Raw genomic sequence first — 21,684 nt, forward strand, 5'->3', positions numbered from 1 at the left:
TATCTGATAGCGCGGACGCGTTGAGGCCGCTACATTGACAACGAATTTTTGGCTCTCTGACGGGAGATGGCCTGGTATTCAGGCATCGGTCAGGGGAACCTCTTCAGGTAGAAACTGAGAAAAGACTTAAAGCTCAGCTACGCTGTATAGGATATTTTTTGGCTATAGATGCTGTAATGGGGGAAGCATGAGCACGGGAAGCCCAATGATTACTTTTCGCCGGGTTGCGGTGTGTACGATGATCGGTGTGTGGTTGGCGGGTTGTACGAACAGCGGTTCGTCTTCTGCTCCTATCAGCAGCGTCAACGGCGGTGGCGGTAGCCCGATGACGGCTGGCAGCGTTGCAGCTCCGTCTGCGCAGGCCACGCCGCAAGAGCGTATCGTTTATAATCGCAGTTATGACTCAATTCAAAAGGGCAGCTACAACGGCAGCACCTATACGGTAAAGCGCGGCGACACGCTGTTCTATATCGCCTGGATCACCGGCAATGATTTCCGTGATCTGGCGCAGCGCAACAATATCCCTGAACCCTATAGCCTGAATGTTGGCCAAACCATTCAACTTGGTAATGGTTCTGCCAATGCCGGCGGCGGCGTAGTAGCGGCCACGGACGCTACCGGTGGCGGTATTCCTAAACCACCATCCAGCAGTCAGATCCAAACGGCAACGGTTGATTCTCAACCAACTAACGCGTATTCTGACAATTCGGGTAAACAGAATGTAGGTAAGATGTTACCTGCAGCAGGAGCCGCCGCGGCGGGAAGCGCCACTGCTCCTGTTACCGCGCCAGTTGCTACGCCTCCGGCGAGCAGCGCCGCCAGTAATAATTCGCCGGTCAGTACCTGGCGTTGGCCGACTGACGGTAAGGTTATTGATAACTTTTCCTCATCAGACGGTGGGAATAAAGGGGTCGATATCGCTGGCACTCGTGGGCAAGCCATTTTTGCGACCGCTGATGGTCGCGTTGTGTACGCCGGCAATGCTTTACGAGGTTACGGTAATCTAATCATCATCAAACATAATGATGATTACCTGAGCGCCTACGCTCATAACGACACAATGCTGGTCCGGGAACAACAAGAAGTGAAGGCGGGTCAAAAAATAGCCACCATGGGTAGCACCGGAACCAGTTCAGTACGTTTGCATTTTGAAATTCGTTACAAGGGGAAATCCGTAAACCCGCTGCGTTATCTTCCGCAGCGATAGATTGGGCAGAATATGCTGATATTCTGCTCGCGGTATCACGGGTAGGAGCAGCTTATGAGCCACAATACGCTGAAAGTTAACGAGTTACAGACTGATGCAGATTTCGACGAGAATGGAGTTGAGGCGGAATCATTTGATGAAAAAGCGCTGGCAGAAACCGAGGCCAGCGAGAATGATTTAGCTGAAGAAGAGCTGCTGTCCCAAGGGGTAACCCAGCGTGTGTTAGACGCAACGCAGCTCTATCTCGGAGAAATTGGCTATTCGCCTCTGCTGACCGCAGAGGAGGAAGTTTATTTTGCGCGGCGGGCGCTACGTGGTGACGTGCCGTCCCGCCGTCGTATGATCGAAAGTAACCTGCGTCTGGTGGTGAAAATCGCCCGTCGCTACAGCAACCGCGGCCTGGCGCTGCTGGATCTGATTGAAGAAGGTAACTTGGGTCTGATCCGCGCGGTTGAAAAGTTCGACCCGGAACGCGGTTTCCGCTTCTCCACCTATGCCACCTGGTGGATCCGGCAGACCATTGAGCGGGCGATCATGAACCAAACCCGTACCATTCGCTTGCCCATCCATATCGTTAAAGAACTTAACGTCTACCTGCGCACCGCGCGCGAGCTTTCACATAAACTGGATCATGAGCCGAGTGCTGAAGAGATTGCCGAGCAGCTCGACAGACCTGTGGATGATGTGAGCCGCATGCTGCGTCTGAACGAGCGCATTACTTCGGTTGATACACCGCTGGGTGGGGACTCGGAGAAGGCGCTGCTGGATATTCTGGCTGATGAAAAGGACAACGGACCGGAAGACACCACGCAAGACGATGATATGAAGCAGAGTATCGTCAAATGGCTGTTCGAACTGAACGCCAAACAGCGTGAAGTGTTGGCACGGCGTTTCGGCCTGTTGGGCTATGAAGCGGCGACGCTGGAAGACGTTGGCCGTGAGATTGGCCTGACGCGTGAGCGCGTTCGTCAGATTCAGGTGGAAGGGTTGCGTCGCCTGCGTGAAATCCTGCAGACGCAGGGACTGAGCATTGAGGCGCTGTTCCGCGAGTAGCGTCGGTTGCCTGATGAATGAAATAAAAACGGTGAGCCTGCGCTCACCGTTTTTTTATGGCTACAAAAGCGGATTAGACCAGGCTTTTCAGGCGATAAATCCATTCCAGCGCCTGACGCGGGCTCAGCGAATCCGGATCCAGCGTTTCCAGCGCTTCAACCGCCGGCGAAGTTTCTTCAGTCAGCAGCGTCATCTGGGTAGCGTCTACCGTACCGGCGGCGGTGTGATTGGAGAGCGTTTCCAGCTCGCGCAGTTTCTGCCGTGCGCGTTTGATAACGTCGCGCGGCACGCCGGCCAGCGCGGCTACCGCCAGCCCGTAACTCTTGCTGGCGGCACCGTCCTGTACGCTGTGCATAAAGGCGATGGTGTCACCGTGCTCCAGCGCATCCAGGTGCACGTTGACGACGCCTTCCATTTTCTCCGGCAGGGTAGTCAGCTCGAAGTAGTGGGTGGCGAACAGCGTCATCGCCTTGATGCGGTTAGCCAGGTTTTCGGCACAGGCCCAGGCCAGCGACAGGCCGTCGTAGGTTGAGGTGCCGCGGCCGATTTCATCCATCAACACCAAGCTGTGCTCGGTGGCATTGTGCAGAATATTGGCGGTTTCGGTCATCTCCACCATAAAGGTGGAGCGGCCGGAGGCCAGATCGTCCGCCGCGCCGACGCGGGTAAAGATACGGTCGACCGGGCCGATGCTGGCTTTGGCGGCCGGCACGTAGCTGCCGATATGCGCCATCAGCACGATCAGTGCCGTTTGCCGCATATAGGTACTTTTACCGCCCATGTTAGGGCCGGTAATGATCAACATGCGACGTTGCGGCGACAGCGCAACCGGGTTGGCAATAAACGGCTCGCTCAACACCTGTTCCACTACCGGGTGGCGGCCTTCGGTAATGCGAATGCCTGGCTGATCGCTCATGGTCGGGCAGGCGTAGTTGAGCGTTTCCGCCCGCTCCGCGAGGTTGCCGAGCACGTCGAGCTCAGCCAGCGCGCTGGCGCTTTGCTGCAGTTCGCCCAGATGCGGCAGCAGCAGGTCGAACAGTTCGTCATACAGCGCCTTTTCAATGGCCAGCGCCTTGCCTTTGGAGGTGAGAACCTTGTCCTCATACTCCTTCAGTTCGGGAATGATGTAACGTTCGGCGTTTTTCAGCGTTTGGCGGCGCACGTAATGAATCGGCACCAGATGGCTTTGGGCGCGGCTGACCTGAATATAGTAGCCATGTACGCCGTTGAAGCCGACCTTCAGCGTATCCAGGCCCAGCTTTTCACGCTCGCGGACTTCCAGACGATCGAGGTAGTCGCTGGCGCCGTCTGCCAGCGCGCGCCACTCGTCCAGCTCGTCATTATAGCCGGTGGCGATGACGCCGCCGTCGCGCACCAGCACCGGCGGCGCTTCAACCACGGCGCGCTCCAGCAGGTCCTGCAGCTCATCGAACTGGCCGACCTGCGCCAGCAGTTGCTGCACGTGCGACGCCTCAACGTCCTGCAGCAGCGCGCGAATCTCCGGCAGTTGCTGGAAGGCGTGGCGCATGCGCGCCAGATCGCGCGGGCGCGCGGTCCGCAGCGCCAGACGCGCCAGAATACGCTCCAAATCGCCCACCTGACGCAGCGGAGGCTGCAGATCGGCAGTCAGATCCTGTAATGCGCCAATTGCCTGTTGACGGTTGTTCAGCACTTTGACGTCGCGGGTCGGCATATGCAGCCAGCGCTTCAGCATCCGGCTGCCCATCGGCGTGACGGTGCGATCGAGGATCGCCGCCAGCGTATTTTCGCTGCCGCCGGACAGGCTTTGGGTGATCTCCAGATTACGCCGGGTGGCGGCATCCATAATGATGCCGTCCTGCTGGCGCTCCATGGTGATGCCGCGGATGTGCGGCAGCGCGGTACGCTGGGTGTCTTTGACGTACTGCAGCAGACAGCCGGCGGCGCGCAGCGCCTGCTGCGACTGCTCTACGCCGAAGCCGGTTAGATCGCGGGTGCCGAACTGCAGGTTCAACTGCTGACGCGCGGTGTCCAGCTCAAACTCCCACAGCGGGCGACGGCGCAGGCCATGGCGCTGTTCGATCAGCGCCATTTGCTCGAAGCTTTCCGGGTACAGCAGCTCGGCCGGGTTGGTGCGCTGCAGTTCGGCCGCCATGGTTTCCACATCTTCCGGCTCGGCGACGCGGAAACGGCCGGAGCTGATGTCCAGCGTTGCGTAGCCGAAGCCGCGCGCGTCCTGCCAGATGGCGGCCAGCAGGTTGTCCTGCCGCTCCTGTAGCAGCGCTTCGTCGCTGACGGTGCCGGGCGTGACGATGCGCACCACTTTACGTTCCACCGGGCCTTTGCTGGCGGCGGGATCGCCAACCTGCTCACAGATGGCGACGGATTCGCCCAGCTGCACCAGCTTGGCTAAATAGTTTTCTACCGCATGGTGCGGCACGCCGGCCATCGGGATCGGTTCGCCCGCCGAGGCGCCGCGTTTGGTCAGGGAGATATCCAGCAGCTGCGAGGCGCGCTTGGCATCGTCATAAAACAGCTCGTAGAAGTCACCCATCCGATAAAACAGCAGAATTTCAGGATGCTGCGCCTTTAAGCGCAGATACTGCTGCATCATCGGCGTGTGTTCGACGTATTCTTTTTTTTCCATAATTTTCACTGCGTTATGTTCTGATTATGCGTCATGAGCATGATGCTTACCGTAGCCACGTTGATGCGTCCTGCAAAAAGGCCAAATGCCGGCTGCTCTGTTAGAGTGAAGATGTTAACAGGTGATACCTCAGTTTCAAACGCATCTGCAAGCGCCGGCGTTTTTTTCCTTAACTTCTGCTAAATTGTTCGCATTACTGGTTGGCGGTAGCGAAAAGACGGCGGTATTTCACTGATTATTTAACGCGGATATTCCTGTTTGTGCATCACCGTCTATGATTTACCATAACCAAAATTTTTTTAGCCTGGCTGTATGGATACCTGATGCGTCAATTTGCCCCTCTCATTCCTCTGGTTGTTTTGCTTTCCGCCTGCAGCAGCAAGCCGGAAAATACCACCCAGCCGCCGCAGAGCCGCACGGTGCAAGGCGGTTTCCTGCTGGAGGCCGATCACGTTAATCCGATGCTGTCCGGCGATTATGCCTATAACGCGGCGGCCCAGCGCTTTATCGACAAAATGGTGCGCGAGCACGGCTTTGATCGCCAACAGCTGCACGATGTTTTCGCGCAGACCAAACGCCTGGACTGGGTAATTCGTCTGATGGACCGTCAGGCGCCAAGGCCGACCGGCCAGCCGCCTTCCGGGCCGAATGGGGCCTGGCTGCGGTATCGTAATAAGTTTATTACGTCGGACAATATTCCCAACGGCGTGGCCTTCTGGAATCAGTATGCCGACGCGCTGGAGCGCGCTCACCGGGTATATGGCGTACCGCCGGAAATCATCGTCGGCATCATCGGGGTGGAAACACGTTGGGGGCGGGTGATGGGGAAAACGCGCATTATCGATGCGCTGGCGACGCTGTCCTTTGATTATCCCCGCCGTGCGACGTATTTTACCGGCGAGCTGGAAACTTTCCTGCTGATGGCGCGTAAAGAGCAGCGCGACCCGCTGGAGCTGCGCGGTTCTTATGCCGGCGCAATGGGATACGGCCAGTTTATGCCGTCCTCCTTTAAGGATTATGCGGTCGACTTTAACGGCGACGGACACATTAACCTGTGGGACCCTGAGGACGCGATCGGCAGCGTGGCGAACTATTTCCGCGCGCACGGCTGGCAGCGCGATGCGCCGGTAGCGGTGCCGGCCAGCGGCCAGGCGCCATATATGGAGCACGGCTTCAAGACCCGCTATACGGTCGGCGCCCTGCAGGCCGCGGGGCTGACGCCGCAGGGCGGGCTGGGCCATGACCAGGAGGTGAGCCTGCTGCGTCTGGATATGGGCAGCGACTATCAGTATTGGTTCGGTTTGCCTAACTTTTACACCATCACCCGCTATAACCACAGCACGCACTATGCGATGGCGGTATGGCAGTTGGGTGAGGCGGTCGGGCGCGAGCGGCGCGGCGGCAGCGTATTCTGAACAGCAAAAAGGGCCGGTGACGGCCCTTTTTCTTTGTTCTACAGCATGGTGTAGGCTTTTTTCAGCCCGGTGTCCTCATCTGGGTCCGCTCCTTGGGCGGGCGCTTCTGCCGTTTCCTCATCCGTCGCTTCCGTATTCTCTGCGGCGGGTTCCGGTTCGACCGGATCCGGTGCGGCTTCCGGTGGCGGCATGGTGTCATGAATCGTTTGTTCATCGAAGGTCGGGTTCAACGCCGGCGACAGCGGCGAACTGACCAGGCTGTCCGGCATCGGAATGTGCGGCAGCGGCGCATCGTCGACAAACTGCGATTCATCCTCTTTCACCGTGCGGCTAAAGCCGACAATCAGCACGCCGCACAGGGCGAAAAATACATACAGAATATTGCCGCCCAGCGGCTGGATCAGCATGCCGACCGTCAGCGGCCCGATGCTGGCGCCCACGCCGAAGGCCATCAGCAGACAGGCCGCCAGTGACACACGGCGCTCCGGCTCGACCAGGTCGTTGGCCAGCGCCACCGCCAGCGGATACAGCGTAAACTGCAGCATGCTGACGACAAAACCGATAGCCAGCAGCAGCGGGAAAGTGATGTGCGGCAAAATCGCCAGCGGCAGCGCCGCTAACACCAGCAGAATAGCGTTAAGGCGCATCAACAGCGTACGGTTGTAACGATCGGACAGCCAGCTCAAGGGGAACTGCGCCACCAGGCCGGCGAAAATCGCCAGCGCCATAAACAGGCCGGTATGCTGGGTGCTGAGGTCCTGCTGGCTGGTATACACCGGGGCCAGGCCGTAAAACGAGCCTACCACCATGCCGATAACCAACGTATTGGTCAGCACGCTGGGGATGTTGCGAATAAAGTAGAGCAGCTCCAGCGGCGCCGGCGACATATGGCGGACATTGGTGCGGGTGGTAAGGGCGATGGGCACCAGGCAGAGCGCGAAGCACAGGGCGATAATCAGCAGGGTGGTGATGCCCAGATCGGTTTGCAGCATCAGCACCACCTGGCCCAGAGACAGGCCCAGATAGGTGGCGGCCATATAGAAGCCGAAAACCACGCCGCGCTGATTGGATTCGGCCTGATCGTTAAGCCAGCTTTCCAGCACCATAAACTGGCACATCATGCACAGGCCGATAATCATCCGCAGCACCACCCAAATCGGGATGAATTCGGTCAAACCGTGCCCCAGCACCGCGGCGGTAATAATGCCCGCACAGGAGACGTAGGCGCGGATATGCCCGACGCGCGCAATCAAAAAATGACCGACCTTGCCGCCGATCACCAGCCCGATATAGTTGGCGGCGGTAATGGCACCGATCAGGCCGCCGGTGACGTGAATCGAGGTCAGGCGCAAAGAGATATAAGTGGTCAGCAGCCCGGAGCCAAGCAGCATCAGCAGCGTTGTGGTATATAACGGAAAGAATACGCCAAACGTTTTTTTCATTCGCTCATCCTATCGTCATCGGCGCTGATTATTGCCCGGCCACCAGCATCCTTGTTGTGTGCGCTATTGCGTTCCGCCCGTTACCTGGGCGCATTCTCTGATACTAGCAGTTTGCTCTGCGGCTTCAAACCTTGCCGGTTTTGCGCGTCGCTGCGCAATTCATTGAGCCCGCCCTCGCCGGCGCTTGATAAATGCTACTATCGGACGCATATAGCGATGATTCATTGAGGAGGCGTTATGAGCGAAGAGAGCCTGCATAAACTTAGCGTGGCCGTCGGCGAAAAATTAAAGGCAGGCGGACGCTGGATCACGGCGGCGGAGTCTTGCACCGGCGGCGGCATTGCCAAGGCGATTACCGATATCGCCGGCAGCTCCGCCTATTTCGACCGCGGTTTCGTGACCTACAGCAACCGGGCGAAGCACCAACTGCTGGGCGTATCCGAGGGGACGCTGCAGGTGCATGGCGCGGTCAGCGAAGCGGTAGTGCGAGAGATGGCGCAGGGCGCGCTGCATGCGGCGGACGCCGATATCGCGCTGTCGGTCAGCGGCATCGCCGGGCCGGATGGCGGCAGCGTGGCGAAACCGGTCGGCACCGTATGGTTTGGCTTTGCCGAGCGTTCGGGGCGGGTGTTGGCGTGCGAAAGGCATTTCAGCGGCGATCGTGACGCCGTCCGGCTGCAGGCGACGGTTTTCGCGCTGCAAACCGTGCTCGATGAATTTTTGTAAAATTAGGCTTGATACTGTATGACTGTACAGTATAATTAGTGACATTTCCTGCACAACATACATTCAGTGGCAGTGTGGGGTAAAACCGACATTGCGTAACGAAGGAGCAAAAATGGCTATTGATGAGAACAAGCAAAAGGCGTTAGCTGCGGCACTGGGCCAGATTGAAAAACAATTCGGCAAAGGCTCCATCATGCGTCTGGGTGAAGACCGTTCCATGGACGTGGAAACGATCTCTACCGGCTCACTGTCACTTGATATCGCACTGGGCGCTGGCGGCCTGCCGATGGGCCGTATCGTAGAAATCTACGGGCCGGAATCTTCCGGTAAAACCACCCTGACGCTGCAGGTTATCGCCGCCGCGCAACGTGAAGGCAAAACCTGCGCCTTTATCGATGCCGAACACGCGCTGGATCCGGTGTATGCGAAAAAGCTGGGCGTAGATATTGATAATCTGCTGTGTTCTCAGCCAGACACCGGCGAGCAGGCGCTGGAAATCTGTGACGCGCTGACCCGCTCCGGCGCGGTTGACGTGATCATCGTCGACTCCGTTGCGGCGCTGACGCCAAAAGCGGAAATCGAAGGTGAAATCGGTGATTCGCACATGGGCCTGGCGGCGCGTATGATGAGCCAGGCGATGCGTAAGCTGGCCGGTAACCTGAAAAACGCCAACACGCTGCTGATCTTCATCAACCAGATCCGTATGAAAATTGGTGTGATGTTCGGCAACCCGGAAACCACCACTGGCGGTAACGCGCTGAAGTTCTATGCCTCTGTTCGTCTGGATATCCGCCGTATCGGCGCGATTAAAGAGGGCGATGAAGTGGTTGGCAGCGAAACCCGCGTCAAAGTGGTGAAGAACAAGGTTGCCGCGCCGTTCAAACAGGCCGAGTTCCAGATCATGTACGGCGAAGGCATCAACAGCCGTGGTGAATTGATTGACCTGGGCGTGAAGCACAAGATGATTGAAAAAGCTGGCGCCTGGTACAGCTACAACGGTGATAAAATCGGCCAGGGTAAGGCGAATGCCTGTAACTTCCTGAAGGAAAACCCGGCGATCACTGCCGAGTTGGACAAGAAATTGCGCGATCTGCTGCTACACAGCAGCACCGTTGAAGCTGATGAAGGCTTTGATGGCGAAGCCGAAACCAGCGAAGAGTTTTAATCGCGACAGAGGCGATACGTTCTGATTCTGACGTATCGCCGCACGCCAAGGTTGTAATCCTATGAACGAACGGGTTTCCCAAAAGCCTGGAAACACGCAGAATGACCTGCTAAGCCGCGCGATGCGCTTACTGTCACAACGCGATCATAGTGAAGATGAACTGCGCCGCAAGCTGACGGCGCAGCCGTTTTTCTCCCGTGCTAAATTCTCCGACAAAGCCTCTTCCCCATCTTGCGATGAACCCATTGACCCAGCCGTTGTCGAACAAGTCATTGATTATTGCTATCAGCATAATTGGTTGGACGATCGGCGTTTTGCGACGCGTTATATCGGCAGCCGCAGCCGTAAAGGCTACGGTGCCCAGCGTATTCGTTCCGAGCTGATGCAAAAGGGTGTAGATAAAGAGGTGGTGCAGACGGCGTTGGCCGAATGTGACATCGACTGGTGTGAACAGGCCAAAGAGGTTGCGCAGCGTAAGTTTGGCGACCCGTTGCCGAAAGAGTGGAAAGACAAAGCCAAAGTGCAGCGTTATCTGCTTTATCGCGGCTTTTTTCAGGAAGAAATTCAGTCGATTTACCGTGATTTTGCGTAATCATCGCACACGGGGTTTTACTTCCCTCTGAAGAAAATTTATCTTATCCCCACTTTGTTCGTGAGCAGGCTGCCATCGTAAGGATGACGCGCGCCCTGTTCACGTATCGTTATTCTAGTCTTTCCGGGAAAAATATGAGCAAGAGCACCGCTGAGATCCGTCAAGCGTTTCTCGATTTCTTTCATAGTAAAGGTCATCAGGTCGTAGCAAGCAGCTCCCTGGTGCCTAACAATGATCCGACGTTGCTGTTTACCAACGCCGGTATGAACCAATTCAAAGATGTTTTCCTGGGGCTGGACAAACGCGCCTATACCCGCGCGACCACCTCTCAGCGCTGCGTTCGCGCGGGTGGTAAGCATAATGACCTGGAAAACGTCGGTTACACCGCTCGTCACCACACCTTCTTCGAAATGCTGGGCAATTTCAGCTTCGGTGATTACTTCAAACGTGATGCTATCGCCTATGCCTGGGAGCTGCTGACCGGTGAAAACTGGTTTAACCTGCCGAAAGAAAAGCTGTGGGTGACCGTCTACGAAACCGATGATGAAGCGTTTGATATCTGGCAGAACGAAATCGGTATTCCTGCCGAACGCATCATTCGCATCGGCGACAACAAGGGGGCGCCATTTGCTTCCGATAACTTCTGGCAGATGGGCGACACCGGCCCGTGCGGTCCGTGTACCGAAATTTTCTACGATCACGGCGATCATATCTGGGGTGGCCCTCCGGGGAGTCCGGAAGAGGATGGTGACCGTTATATCGAGATCTGGAATATCGTCTTCATGCAGTTCAACCGGCAGGTTGACGGCACAATGTTGCCGTTGCCTAAACCGTCGGTGGATACCGGCATGGGGCTGGAGCGCATTACCGCGGTACTGCAACACGTTAATTCCAACTACGAAATCGACCTGTTCCGCACCTTGATCGCTGCGGTCGCCAAAGTGACCGGCGCGACCGATCTGGATAACAAATCTCTGCGCGTTATCGCCGACCATATTCGTTCTTGCGCTTTCCTGGTTTCCGATGGCGTTATCCCGTCTAACGAAAACCGTGGCTATGTACTGCGCCGCATCATTCGTCGCGCGGTACGTCACGGCAATATGCTGGGGGCGAAAGAGACTTTCTTCTATAAACTGGTTGCACCGTTAATCGAGGTGATGGGGCCGGCAGCCGAAGAGCTGAAGAGCCAGCAGGCGATGGTCGAGCAGGTGCTGAAAACAGAAGAAGAGCAGTTTGCCCGTACGCTGGAGCGTGGTCTGGCGCTGCTGGACGATGAGCTGTCCAAGTTGCAGGGCGATACGTTGGATGGCGAAACGGCTTTCCGTCTGTATGACACCTACGGCTTCCCGGTTGACCTGACCGCTGACGTTTGCCGCGAGCGCGGTCTGAAAGTTGATGAGGCCGGTTTTGACGAGGCGATGGAAGCGCAGCGCCGCCGTGCTCGTGAATCCAGCGGTTTTGGTGCGGATTACAACAGCATGATTCGCGTTGATGGCGCCAGCGAGTTCTGCGGCTATGACCATGATAAGCAGCAGGCCAAGGTTACCGCGCTGTTCCGTGATGGCCAGCCCGTTGATGCTATCGCTGCCGGTGAAGAAGCCGTGGTGGTGCTGGACAGTACGCCGTTTTATGGTGAGTCTGGCGGCCAGGTTGGCGATAAAGGCGTGTTGAAAGCTTCGGCGGCGGAATTTGTCGTCGGCGATACGCAAAAATATGGTCAGGCGCTCGGCCATCAGGGCAAATTGGTACAAGGTTCGCTGAAGGTCGGCGACAGCGTTGCCGCCGAGATTGACCAGGCGCGTCGTAACCGCATTCGCCTGAACCACTCTGCCACTCACCTGCTGCACGCGGCGTTACGCCAGGTGCTGGGCGAACACGTAGCGCAGAAAGGCTCACTGGTTAACGATAAGTATCTGCGTTTCGACTTCTCTCATTTTGAAGCGATAAAACCTGAACAGCTGCGTGCGGTGGAAGATTTGGTCAACCAGCAGATTCGTCGTAATCTGCCGGTGCAGACCGAGGTGATGGCGCTGGATGATGCAAAAGAGAAGGGCGCCATGGCGCTGTTTGGTGAGAAGTACGACGACCATGTGCGCGTACTGACCATGGGCGACTTCTCTACCGAGCTTTGCGGCGGTACGCATGCGGCCCGCACCGGCGATATCGGCCTGTTCCGTATTCAGAGCGAGTCTGGTACGGCTGCGGGGATTCGTCGTATTGAAGCGGTAACCGGCGAAGGTGCAATTGCTTCACTGCATCAGCAGAGTGATTTACTGCAGGAGGTTGCCCACCTGGTGAAAGGTGATAGCAACAACCTGACGGACAAAGTGCGTGCGGTGCTCGATCGCTCTCGCGTGCTGGAAAAAGAGCTGCAACAGCTTAAAGACCAGCAGGCGGCGTCGGAAAGCGCTTCACTGTCCAGCAAAGCGCAATTGGTCAACGGTGTGAAACTGCTGGTTAGCCAGTTGGATAACGTCGAACCGAAAATGCTGCGAACCATGGTTGACGATCTGAAAAATCAACTGGGTTCTGCAATCATCGTTCTGGCTACGGTTGCTGACGGTAAAGTCAGCCTGATTGCTGGCGTGACCAAAGATCTGACCGACCGGGTAAAAGCCGGCGAGCTGATCGGCAGCGTCGCCCAGCAGGTAGGTGGCAAGGGCGGTGGTCGTCCGGATATGGCGCAAGCGGGGGGAAGCGACGTCAACGCCTTGCCTGCGGCATTAGGCAGCGTAGAAGCCTGGGTGGCTTCGAAACTGTGAATATAAATAAATAGCCTCGCTGAACGCCATAACTCATTGTTGATTATGGCGTTTTTTCAGCGTGCTAAAACAATGTGGTTATAATAACGGGAACAAAGTTTTTCAGGTCGGCTAAACTTATCATTAACTGGGGTGATACCAAGTCTACTTACATTTACTGTGGGTTCTATGGCTTACTTTTTCACCACATATGATGGATAATGGCGGGGAAACTGAGAGACCCGACTCTTTTAATCTTTCAAGGAGCAAAGAATGTTAATTCTGACTCGTCGAGTTGGTGAAACCCTCATGATTGGCGATGAGGTTACGGTCACAGTACTAGGGGTAAAAGGCAACCAGGTTCGTATTGGTGTGAATGCTCCGAAAGAAGTGTCCGTACACCGGGAAGAAATCTATCAACGTATCCAGGCAGAGAAGTCTCAGCAGACGACTTACTGATTTCAATCGTAGCGTCTCGTTGCCTAACGGGACGCTTCTGCCTTTTTTCTCCTTTCCGACGCCGTTTTTCTTCCCCTCGCTGATAATTTTTTCTCTGAGCGCTATTCAGGTTGTTGCACGGATATCGCCGTTTGTCTGTTGATAAAACACCCTTTTTGCCGTGTAATTGCCCACATTGCCTGCGAAGTGTGCAAACAAAAATAAGTTGGGAAAAATTGTTTGACTTATAAGTCGGGGAAAGTAATATGTGCGCCACGCAGTGCCGATGAGCTTCTCTAAAGCGAGTTAGGCACAATTCGAAAGAAGCGTGTTGGTGAGGTGGCCGAGAGGCTGAAGGCGCTCCCCTGCTAAGGGAGTATGCGGTCAAAAGCTGCATCCGGGGTTCGAATCCCCGCCTCACCGCCATTTGCATCCGTAGCTCAGCTGGATAGAGTACTCGGCTACGAACCGAGCGGTCGGAGGTTCGAATCCTCCCGGATGCACCATATTTAGACATGTGTTTGAACGTCGTAATTCAGACCTGTGTCACGCCATAGAGCAGTATGGTAGGGTGAGTAACAAAATACCATACGGTATCAAAAAGAATTACTGTGCATCCGTAGCTCAGCTGGATAGAGTACTCGGCTACGAACCGAGCGGTCGGAGGTTCGAATCCTCCCGGATGCACCATTCTTCAAGTCTTTCCTGATTGTCTTGTCAGGCAAGCAAAAATAGACAATGCATCCGTAGCTCAGCTGGATAGAGTACTCGGCTACGAACCGAGCGGTCGGAGGTTCGAATCCTCCCGGATGCACCATCTAAGAGAAACCCGCTTCGGCGGGTTTTTCGCTTTCTGCAAACCGCTCCCGTTCTGAAACCCTTACCCACAACGCGGCATTTTCCGACATCACGCGATCGGCGACAATTTCCCTGCTTTGCGATAAAGTAGTTTTCTTTCCTCAATGATCATGGAGTAACGATGTACGATCGCTACCAAGGTCTGATCTTTGACATGGACGGCACGATTCTGGATACCGAACCTACACACCGGCAAGCGTGGCGTGACGTGCTGGGGCGCTATGGCATAACATTTGACGAGTCTGCCGTGGTGGCGCTGAACGGTTCGCCGTCCTGGCGCATCGCCGAGGCGATTCTTGCCGCTCAGCAGGCCGATCTCGATCCTCATCAGCTCGCCGCGGAGAAAACTCGTGCGGTAGAAGCGATGTTGCTCGATAGCGTGCGTCCGTTGCCGTTGGTTGAGGTGGTGAAGTCTTATCACGGGCGCCGCCCAATGGCGGTGGGCACCGGCAGTGAACACCATATGGCGGAGAGGCTGCTGCGTCATCTGGGGCTGTATCAGTGCTTTGACGCGATTGTCGGTGCCGATGACGTCCAGCGTCACAAGCCGGAGCCGGACACCTTCCTGCGCTGTGCGGAGTTGATCGGCGTAGCGCCGGAACAGTGCGTAGTGTTTGAAGACGCCGACTTCGGCATTCAGGCGGCACGCAGCGCCAATATGGCGGTGGTAGACGTCCGTACGTTGTGAGTAGTACGCTAACGCTATTTTCATTATTCGGCAGCAGTTTTCTCAGTGCGACGCTGCTGCCGGGAAATTCAGAAATTCTTTTGGTCGCCTTGCTGACTAAAAGCCGTGTTGCACCGGAATGGCTGGTGCTGGCGGCTGCTTTGGGCAATACGCTTGGCGGACTGACGAATGTGATTATCGGGCGCCTGTTACCGGCGTTGAAGCCGCAACGCGGGCTGGAAACGGCACTGCGCTGGTTACAACGCTTTGGCCCGGCTGCGCTGTTGCTCAGTTGGTTGCCGGTAGTGGGCGATTTGTTGTGCGTGTTGGCAGGCTGGCTGCGCATGCCATGGGGATCTGTTGTGCTGTTTCTGGCGATCGGAAAGGCGCTGCGTTACGTCATTTTGACTATGATAACGCTACAGGGGATTTCCTGGTGGCACTAACGAAGTTAAACATAACCCCGGAAGGTTTCAGATTGATGGCGGACTGCGCATGCGTTGCCGCAACTGAAATTAGCGGGAATGAATACAATATTCTTCGGGCGTGGTTTTAGTATGCTTACGAGTAATCGTTTTTTGGAGCGGGAGGTCAATTTGATCCCGGACGTATCACAGGCGCTTTCTTGGTTGGAAGCCCACCCTCAGGCATTAAAAGGCATCCGCCGCGGTATTGAGCGTGAAACGCTACGCGTGACGGCGGATGGCAAGCTGGCGACAACCGGACATCCGGAACATCTGGGGGCGGCATTAACGCACCATTGGATTACCACGGACTTTGCCGAAGCGCTGTTAGAGTTTATTACGCCGGTTGATGACAATATCGATCACCTGCTGACGTTTTTACGCGACATCCACCGCTATGTGGCGCGCAATATTGGCGAAGAGCGTATGTGGCCGCTGAGTATGCCGTGTTTTATCGGCGCTGAGCAGGATATTGAACTGGCGCAGTTCGGTTCATCAAATATCGGCCGGATGAAAACGCTGTACCGCGAAGGGCTGAAGAATCGCTATGGCGCCTTGATGCAGACCATCTCCGGCGTTCACTATAACTTCTCGCTGCCGATGGAGTTCTGGCAGGCCTGGGCGGGGGTTGAGGATGCGGAAAGTGGCAAAGAGCAAATCTCCGCCGGTTATTTCCGTCTGATCCGCAACTATTACCGGTTCGGCTGGGTGATCCCTTATCTGTTTGGTGCATCGCCGGCTATTTGCTCCTCGTTCCTGAAAGGGCGGGAAACCTCGCTGCCGTTTGAAAGCAACGGACGCGGCATGCTGTATCTGCCGTATGCAACCTCGCTGCGTCTGAGCGACCTGGGTTATACCAACAAGTCGCAAAGCAATCTGGGTATTACCTTCAATGACCTGCACAGCTATGTCCAGGGGTTGAAAAAGGCGATTGCGACGCCGTCGGAAGAGTTTGCTCAGTTAGGCGTGAAACAAGGCGACCATTATCTGCAGCTGAACACCAATGTGCTGCAGATTGAAAATGAGCTGTATGCGCCGATTCGTCCCAAGCGCGTGACCCGCAGCGGCGAAACGCCGTCCGATGCCTTGCTGCGCGGCGGTATTGAATATATTGAAGTGCGTTCGCTGGATATTAACCCATTCTCGCCGATTGGCGTTGATGCGGTACAGGCACGTTTCCTTGACCTGTTCCTGATCTGGTGCACCCTGGCGGATGCGCCGGAAATGAGCAGCGATGAACTGCTGTGTACGCGTAAAAACTGGAACCGGGTGATTCTGGAAGGCCGTAAACCGGGGCAAACCATCGGCATCGGTTGTAACGATACGCGTAAGCCGCTGGTGCAGGTGGGGAAAGCATTGTTTGCCGATCTGCGGCGCGTGGCGGAAGTGCTGGACAGCGAAGCCGGCGACCGGGCGTACCAGCAGGTGTGCGATCAACTGGTTGCCGCTTTTGACGATCCGGAGCAGACGTTCTCCGCCCGTATTTTAAAGGCGATGCTGGAAGACGGAACCGGTAAGGTGGGTCTTGAACTGGCGGAACATTATCGCCAGATGCTGCAGTCTGAACCGCTGGAAATTCTTAGCGACGAGCTGTTTACACAAGAATCACGTGAGTCATGGCAGCGACAGCGCGACGTAGAAGCGGCGGATACGCTAAGCTTTGAACAGTTCCTGAAGGCAAACGGCGGGGGCTGAAAAAGAAAAAGGCCACATCAATGTGGCCAAATATGCATCTCTGATGACAGGGATGATGATAACAAATGCGCGTCTTTCATATACTGAGACCCGCAGGGTGGGAAAAGGTTTCCTTGGATCGCTAAAAAAAATCCTAAATAATTTTTCTTTTACGAGGAGGTGACAACATGCCACTGCTGGATAGCTTTACCGTAGACCACACTCGCATGGCAGCCCCGGCTGTCCGCGTTGCGAAAACCATGAAAACTCCTCATGGCGATACCATCACCGTGTTTGACCTGCGTTTTTGCATCCCAAACAAAGAAGTGATGCCTGAGCGCGGTATCCATACGCTGGAGCACCTGTTCGCGGGCTTTATGCGTAATCACCTGAATGGCCAGGGCGTAGAGATCATTGATATCTCGCCGATGGGCTGTCGCACCGGCTTTTATATGAGCCTGATCGGCGTGCCGGACGAGCAACGCGTTGCCGACGCCTGGAAAGCGGCGATGGCGGACGTGCTGAAGGTGACCGACCAGCGTAAAATTCCTGAGCTGAATGAATTCCAGTGCGGGACTTACGAGATGCACTCGCTGCAGGAAGCGCAGGATATCGCCAAGCATATTCTGGATCGCGACGTGGTAGTGAACCGCAATGACGAACTGGCGCTGCCGGCAGATAAATTGCAGGAACTGCACATCTGATAGGACGCTGGCCGCAGGTAATAAAAAAGACGCGATTATCGCGTCTTTTTTATGGATGGCAGACAGAGGGCGCTAGCTATTTTGCACGCTCTCCTCCAGCGGCTTGATCGGCGTGACGCGCACCTGTTTAATCATGTTGTCCTGCACGTCCAGAATGTCAAAATCATAGTGGCCAATGCGGATGCGGGTGCCGCTTTCCGGAATCTCTTCCAGCTCTTCAAGCAGCAGTCCGTTGATGGTGCGCGCTTCAATGGCCGGCAGGTTCCAGTTGAAGGCCTTGTTCAGCTCCCGCACGTTGGCGGTGCCGTCGATCAGTACGGAACCGTCGCTTTGCGGCGTGACTTCCTCTGCCAGCGTCGGGGACATGGAGGTGGTAAAGTCGCCGACGATCTCTTCCAGGATATCCTCCACCGTGACCAGCCCCTGAATATCACCGTATTCATCAACGACGATGCCCACTTTCTCTTTATTCCGCTGGAATTTGACCAGCTGTACGTTCAGCGGCGTGCCTTCCGGTACGTAGTAGATTTCGTCGGCGGCGCGCAGCAGATTTTCTTTATTAAACTCGTTCTTTTCCGTCATCAGGCGGTAGGCTTCACGCACGCGCAGCATGCCGATGGCGTCGTCCAGCGAATCGCGGTACAGCACGATGCGGCCGTGCGGCGAGTGCGTCAGCTGGCGCATGATGGACTTCCAGTCGTCATTGACGTCAATGCCCATGATCTCATTGCGCGGCACCATGATGTCTTCCACCGTGACCTTCTCCAGATCGAGCACCGAAATCAGCATATCCTGGTAGCGGCGTGAAATCTGCGAGTGGGATTCGTTCACAATGGTACGCAGCTCTTCTTTACTGACCGCGTCGCTGATTTGCTGGTTCATGCGGATGCCGAACAGCCGCAGCACCATGCTGGTAATGCCGTTAAGCACCCAGACCAGCGGGAACATCACTTTTTGCAGCGGCGCCAGCAGCATGCTGCTGGGGAACGCGATGCGCTCTGGGTACAGGGCGGCAAAGGTTTTCGGCAGCACCTCGGCGAACAGCAGGACGGCGAAGGTGAGTACGCCGGTGGAAATGGCCACGCCCAGATCGCCGTACAGACGCATCCCGACGATGGTCGCCAACGCCGAGGCCAGAATGTTCACCAGGTTGTTGCCGATCAGCACCAGTCCGATCAGGCGGTCAGGCTTTTGCAGCAGCTTCTCTACCCGGCGGGCAGATCGGTTGCCCTGTTTGGAAAGGTGACGAAGACGATAGCGGTTGAGCGTCATCATGCCGGTTTCGGAAGCTGAAAAATAAGCGGAAACCACAATCATGATCACCAGAATGATGATTAGGGTGGCTGTCGAAACGTGCTCCAACGCGAGATTCCTTATATATGGAGAAAGATTGCCTCATGGGTGAATGAGGCATGGCGCGCTCAGCGCACCATGATTTCCTGAATGAGTCGGCTGCCAAAATAGGCCAGCGTGAGTAAGAACGCCCCGGCGAAACTGAACCAGACCACGCGGCGACCGCGCCAGCCTTCATGGTAATGGCCCCACAGCAGAACGATATAGACAAACCATGCCATGATCGACAGCACCGCCTTGTGCACGTTCTCTTTGCTGAACAGATTATCCATATACAGCAGCCCGGTGCACAGGGTCAGCGTCAGCAACACCACGCCGATCTGCGTGATATGAAACATTTTACGTTCAATGCTCATCAGCGGCGGCATATCTGCGCTGAAACTGAGCTTTTTGTTCTTCAGCAGATAATCGAGCCACGCCAGCTGCAGTGCGTACAGCACGGCGATAATCAACGTGGCGTAGGCGAACAGCGCCAGGCCGATATGCACCATCAGTTCGGGGCTGGCCTCCAGGTGAGTGATAAACTCTCCGGGCAGCAGGCTGGCGAAGGCCAGATTAATCATGGCGAAGCTGTAGACGATCGGCAGCAGGAACCAGCCACGGTTGCGTGAAGCGACAATCGTCATCACGGTGCAGATGATCAGGCTGACGATGGATCCAATATTCAGCAGGCTCAGGTTTTGCCCGGTGCTGACGTCGAATACCCGCTGTTGCAGCGCAATGGCATGGCTGACCAGCGCCACCACGGCGGAAATGATGGCAAGCCGACGGTATGCGCTATTCTGCCGCAACAAGCTGGGAATGATCAGTCCAAGGCTGAGCAGGTAGGCTATCAAAGCCACGATGGAAAATACTGGCATAGCGTTATTTTAGGCATCGGCGTGGTTAATCGAACGGTCAGTATAGCGTTGAGCGCGCCGCACTCCAACCGATCTCCAACGCTGAGGCAGAGATCGTTAACGCTTCGTGTTATAATCGCCGCAATTGTGTCGCCATGGCGGCCTGTCATTACGTTGAGCCTGAGACGATGTTTGAAAATTTAACCGATCGATTATCGCGCACACTGCGCAATATCAGCGGCCGCGGGCGGCTGACAGAAGAGAATATCAAGGAAACCCTGCGCGAAGTGCGCATGGCATTGCTGGAAGCCGACGTGGCGCTGCCGGTGGTGCGGGACTTTATCAATCGCGTGAAAGAGAGCGCGGTCGGTCATGAAGTCAACAAGAGCCTGACGCCGGGGCAGGAGTTCGTCAAAATCGTCAAGGGCGAGCTGATCGCCGCGATGGGCGAGGTGAACACCGAACTGAACCTGGCGGCACAGCCGCCGGCGGTGGTGCTGATGGCGGGCCTGCAGGGCGCCGGTAAAACCACCAGCGTCGGTAAGCTCGGCAAATTCCTGAAAGAGAAACAGAAGAAGAAAGTACTGGTGGTATCTGCCGACGTTTATCGCCCTGCGGCGATCAAACAGCTGGAGACCCTGGCCGAAAACGTCGGCATCGACTTCTTCCCGTCCGACGCCAAAGACAAGCCGATTGATATCGTCAACCGCGCGCTGCAGCAGGCGAAGCTGAAGTTCTATGACGTGCTGATCGTCGATACCGCCGGCCGTTTGCACGTCGACGAAGCGATGATGGACGAAATCAAACAGGTGCACGCGGCGATTAACCCGGTGGAAACGCTGTTTGTGGTTGACGCCATGACCGGTCAGGACGCCGCCAATACCGCGAAAGCCTTTAATGAAGCGCTGCCGCTGACCGGCGTGGTGCTGACCAAGGTTGACGGCGATGCACGCGGCGGTGCCGCGCTGTCCATTCGTCACATCACCGGCAAACCGATCAAATTCCTGGGCGTCGGCGAGAAAACCGAAGCGCTGGAGCCGTTCCACCCGGATCGCGTTGCCTCGCGCATTCTCGGCATGGGCGACGTGCTGTCGCTGATCGAAGATATCGAGAGCAAGGTTGACCGCGAGCAGGCTGAAAAACTGGCCAGCAAGCTGAAAAAGGGCGACGGCTTCGATTTGACCGACTTCCTGGATCAGCTGAAGCAGATGCGCAATATGGGCGGTATGGCCAGCATGCTGAGCAAACTGCCGGGCGCGGGCCAGCTGCCGGATAACGTCAAATCGCAGATGGACGACAAGGTGTTGGTGCGTATGGAAGCGATCATCAACTCGATGACGCAGAAAGAGCGCGCCAAACCGGAAATCATCAAAGGCTCGCGCAAGCGCCGCATCGCGATGGGTTCCGGCATGCAGGTGCAGGACGTTAACCGTCTGCTCAAGCAGTTTGACGAAATGCAGCGCATGATGAAGAAGATGAAAAAGGGCGGCATGGCGAAGATGATGCGCAACATGAAAGGCATGATGCCGCCGGGCTTCCCGGGCCGCTAAGCGTCGCGATCTCCTGGAGATCTCGGCGCTGACCGTATTGCCGCTTGCGGCAAAAAAATGCCCGAAAGTGTGATGGCGCCAAAACGAATTAGCGGTGATCTACGCTTTAGATTGCTTTTTGCGCCAAAATGAGTAAAATTTTCGGGCTTTTTATATTGCAACCGGGCCCC

Annotated in this window: 17 protein-coding genes and 4 tRNA genes; 17 read left to right on the plus strand and 4 right to left on the minus strand. The window is 56.1% G+C overall.

From position 1 onward, the window contains the following. Positions 1 to 205 precede the first annotated feature (205 nt). Entirely contained in the window at positions 206 to 1,207 is a 1,002-nt protein-coding gene (nlpD, locus tag CLM71_RS03850; RefSeq protein WP_187043608.1) for a murein hydrolase activator NlpD, read from the plus strand. Between the two features lie 54 nt (positions 1,208 to 1,261). Further along, entirely contained in the window at positions 1,262 to 2,260 is a 999-nt protein-coding gene (gene rpoS, locus CLM71_RS03855) for an RNA polymerase sigma factor RpoS (protein ID WP_105229836.1), read from the plus strand. Between the two features lie 73 nt (positions 2,261 to 2,333). Here the strand turns inward: rpoS and mutS are convergent, their stop codons facing one another. Beyond that, positions 2,334 to 4,886, minus strand: a complete 2,553-nt coding sequence (gene mutS, locus CLM71_RS03860; RefSeq protein ID WP_105229837.1) for a DNA mismatch repair protein MutS — start codon at positions 4,884 to 4,886, stop codon at positions 2,334 to 2,336. 323 nt (positions 4,887 to 5,209) lie between these two features. Here mutS and mltB point away from each other — a divergent pair, with 323 nt between their 5' ends. After that, positions 5,210 to 6,301 (plus strand): lytic murein transglycosylase B, encoded by a 1,092-nt coding sequence (gene mltB / locus CLM71_RS03865; RefSeq protein ID WP_105229838.1) that lies wholly within the window; start codon positions 5,210 to 5,212, stop codon positions 6,299 to 6,301. Positions 6,302 to 6,339: 38 nt separating this feature from the next. Here mltB and CLM71_RS03870 read toward each other — a convergent pair whose 3' ends face one another. Further along, the gene (locus CLM71_RS03870) at positions 6,340 to 7,743 is read right to left on the minus strand and encodes an MFS transporter (RefSeq protein WP_105229839.1); all 1,404 of its coding nucleotides are present in this window, start codon (positions 7,741 to 7,743) and stop codon (positions 6,340 to 6,342) included. Between the two features lie 237 nt (positions 7,744 to 7,980). On the opposite strand from CLM71_RS03870, the gene pncC reads away from it, so the two are divergent. The 13 genes from pncC to luxS all read left to right on the plus strand — a co-directional run bounded on the left by pncC (position 7,981) and on the right by luxS (position 17,772). Then, positions 7,981 to 8,469 (plus strand): nicotinamide-nucleotide amidase, encoded by a 489-nt coding sequence (gene pncC, locus CLM71_RS03875; RefSeq protein ID WP_105229840.1) that lies wholly within the window; start codon positions 7,981 to 7,983, stop codon positions 8,467 to 8,469. Positions 8,470 to 8,581: 112 nt separating this feature from the next. Then, entirely contained in the window at positions 8,582 to 9,634 is a 1,053-nt protein-coding gene (gene recA / locus CLM71_RS03880) for a recombinase RecA (protein WP_105229841.1), read from the plus strand. Positions 9,635 to 9,695: 61 nt separating this feature from the next. Further along, the gene (gene recX / locus CLM71_RS03885; protein WP_105229842.1) at positions 9,696 to 10,226 is read left to right on the plus strand and encodes a recombination regulator RecX; all 531 of its coding nucleotides are present in this window, start codon (positions 9,696 to 9,698) and stop codon (positions 10,224 to 10,226) included. A gap of 134 nt (positions 10,227 to 10,360) precedes the next feature. Then, complete coding sequence (alaS, locus tag CLM71_RS03890; protein ID WP_105229843.1) at positions 10,361 to 12,988, plus strand: alanine--tRNA ligase; 2,628 nt, start codon at positions 10,361 to 10,363, stop codon at positions 12,986 to 12,988. A 252-nt stretch (positions 12,989 to 13,240) separates the two neighbouring features. Further along, positions 13,241 to 13,426 (plus strand): carbon storage regulator CsrA, encoded by a 186-nt coding sequence (gene csrA / locus CLM71_RS03895; protein WP_004091602.1) that lies wholly within the window; start codon positions 13,241 to 13,243, stop codon positions 13,424 to 13,426. Between the two features lie 312 nt (positions 13,427 to 13,738). After that, positions 13,739 to 13,831: transfer RNA gene (locus CLM71_RS03900), tRNA-Ser, on the plus strand. 3 nt (positions 13,832 to 13,834) lie between these two features. Continuing rightward, a tRNA-Arg gene (locus CLM71_RS03905) sits at positions 13,835 to 13,911 on the plus strand. A 107-nt stretch (positions 13,912 to 14,018) separates the two neighbouring features. Continuing rightward, positions 14,019 to 14,095 (plus strand) — tRNA-Arg (locus CLM71_RS03910). Positions 14,096 to 14,145: 50 nt separating this feature from the next. Beyond that, a tRNA-Arg gene (locus CLM71_RS03915) sits at positions 14,146 to 14,222 on the plus strand. 162 nt (positions 14,223 to 14,384) lie between these two features. After that, the gene (yqaB, locus tag CLM71_RS03920; protein ID WP_105229844.1) at positions 14,385 to 14,951 is read left to right on the plus strand and encodes a fructose-1-phosphate/6-phosphogluconate phosphatase; all 567 of its coding nucleotides are present in this window, start codon (positions 14,385 to 14,387) and stop codon (positions 14,949 to 14,951) included. Beyond that, the gene (locus CLM71_RS03925; RefSeq protein ID WP_105229845.1) at positions 14,948 to 15,376 is read left to right on the plus strand and encodes a YqaA family protein; all 429 of its coding nucleotides are present in this window, start codon (positions 14,948 to 14,950) and stop codon (positions 15,374 to 15,376) included. The genes yqaB and CLM71_RS03925 overlap by 4 nt, the downstream gene beginning before the upstream one ends. A gap of 111 nt (positions 15,377 to 15,487) precedes the next feature. Further along, positions 15,488 to 17,089 (plus strand): glutamate--cysteine ligase, encoded by a 1,602-nt coding sequence (gshA, locus tag CLM71_RS03930; RefSeq protein ID WP_187043601.1) that lies wholly within the window; start codon positions 15,488 to 15,490, stop codon positions 17,087 to 17,089. A 167-nt stretch (positions 17,090 to 17,256) separates the two neighbouring features. Then, positions 17,257 to 17,772, plus strand: a complete 516-nt coding sequence (luxS, locus tag CLM71_RS03935) for an S-ribosylhomocysteine lyase (protein ID WP_105229847.1) — start codon at positions 17,257 to 17,259, stop codon at positions 17,770 to 17,772. Positions 17,773 to 17,844: 72 nt separating this feature from the next. Here the strand turns inward: luxS and CLM71_RS03940 are convergent, their stop codons facing one another. Next, positions 17,845 to 19,134, minus strand: coding sequence for an HlyC/CorC family transporter (locus CLM71_RS03940; RefSeq protein ID WP_145961159.1), 1,290 nt, complete (start codon positions 19,132 to 19,134; stop codon positions 17,845 to 17,847). Between the two features lie 59 nt (positions 19,135 to 19,193). Further along, a complete protein-coding gene (locus CLM71_RS03945) occupies positions 19,194 to 19,985 on the minus strand; it encodes an inner membrane protein YpjD (protein WP_105229848.1) in 792 nt (263 codons plus the stop codon). Between the two features lie 167 nt (positions 19,986 to 20,152). Here CLM71_RS03945 and ffh point away from each other — a divergent pair, with 167 nt between their 5' ends. Further along, positions 20,153 to 21,514 carry a signal recognition particle protein gene (ffh, locus tag CLM71_RS03950; protein WP_105229849.1) on the plus strand — a complete coding sequence of 454 codons (1,362 nt, stop codon included), beginning with the start codon at positions 20,153 to 20,155 and terminating at the stop codon, positions 21,512 to 21,514. Positions 21,515 to 21,684: the final 170 nt, after the last annotated feature.

Source organism: Serratia sp. MYb239 (assembly GCF_002966855.1).
GTDB lineage: Bacteria > Pseudomonadota > Gammaproteobacteria > Enterobacterales > Enterobacteriaceae > Serratia_B > Serratia_B rhizosphaerae.

What these genes read in the sequence shown, in the direction of transcription:
- luxS (WP_105229847.1), top strand. Translation starts at nt 17,257, where the DNA reads ATGCCACTGCTGGATAGCTTTACCGTAGACCACACTCGCATGGCAGCC.
- gshA (WP_187043601.1), top strand. Translation starts at nt 15,488, where the DNA reads ATGCTTACGAGTAATCGTTTTTTGGAGCGGGAGGTCAATTTGATCCCG.
- CLM71_RS03945 (WP_105229848.1), bottom strand. Translation starts at nt 19,985, where the DNA reads ATGCCAGTATTTTCCATCGTGGCTTTGATAGCCTACCTGCTCAGCCTT.
- csrA (WP_004091602.1), top strand. Translation starts at nt 13,241, where the DNA reads ATGTTAATTCTGACTCGTCGAGTTGGTGAAACCCTCATGATTGGCGAT.
- alaS (WP_105229843.1), top strand. Translation starts at nt 10,361, where the DNA reads ATGAGCAAGAGCACCGCTGAGATCCGTCAAGCGTTTCTCGATTTCTTT.
- CLM71_RS03870 (WP_105229839.1), bottom strand. Translation starts at nt 7,743, where the DNA reads ATGAAAAAAACGTTTGGCGTATTCTTTCCGTTATATACCACAACGCTG.
- mltB (WP_105229838.1), top strand. Translation starts at nt 5,210, where the DNA reads ATGCGTCAATTTGCCCCTCTCATTCCTCTGGTTGTTTTGCTTTCCGCC.
- rpoS (WP_105229836.1), top strand. Translation starts at nt 1,262, where the DNA reads ATGAGCCACAATACGCTGAAAGTTAACGAGTTACAGACTGATGCAGAT.
- ffh (WP_105229849.1), top strand. Translation starts at nt 20,153, where the DNA reads ATGTTTGAAAATTTAACCGATCGATTATCGCGCACACTGCGCAATATC.
- mutS (WP_105229837.1), bottom strand. Translation starts at nt 4,886, where the DNA reads ATGGAAAAAAAAGAATACGTCGAACACACGCCGATGATGCAGCAGTAT.
- yqaB (WP_105229844.1), top strand. Translation starts at nt 14,385, where the DNA reads ATGTACGATCGCTACCAAGGTCTGATCTTTGACATGGACGGCACGATT.
- pncC (WP_105229840.1), top strand. Translation starts at nt 7,981, where the DNA reads ATGAGCGAAGAGAGCCTGCATAAACTTAGCGTGGCCGTCGGCGAAAAA.
- recA (WP_105229841.1), top strand. Translation starts at nt 8,582, where the DNA reads ATGGCTATTGATGAGAACAAGCAAAAGGCGTTAGCTGCGGCACTGGGC.
- nlpD (WP_187043608.1), top strand. Translation starts at nt 206, where the DNA reads ATGATTACTTTTCGCCGGGTTGCGGTGTGTACGATGATCGGTGTGTGG.
- recX (WP_105229842.1), top strand. Translation starts at nt 9,696, where the DNA reads ATGAACGAACGGGTTTCCCAAAAGCCTGGAAACACGCAGAATGACCTG.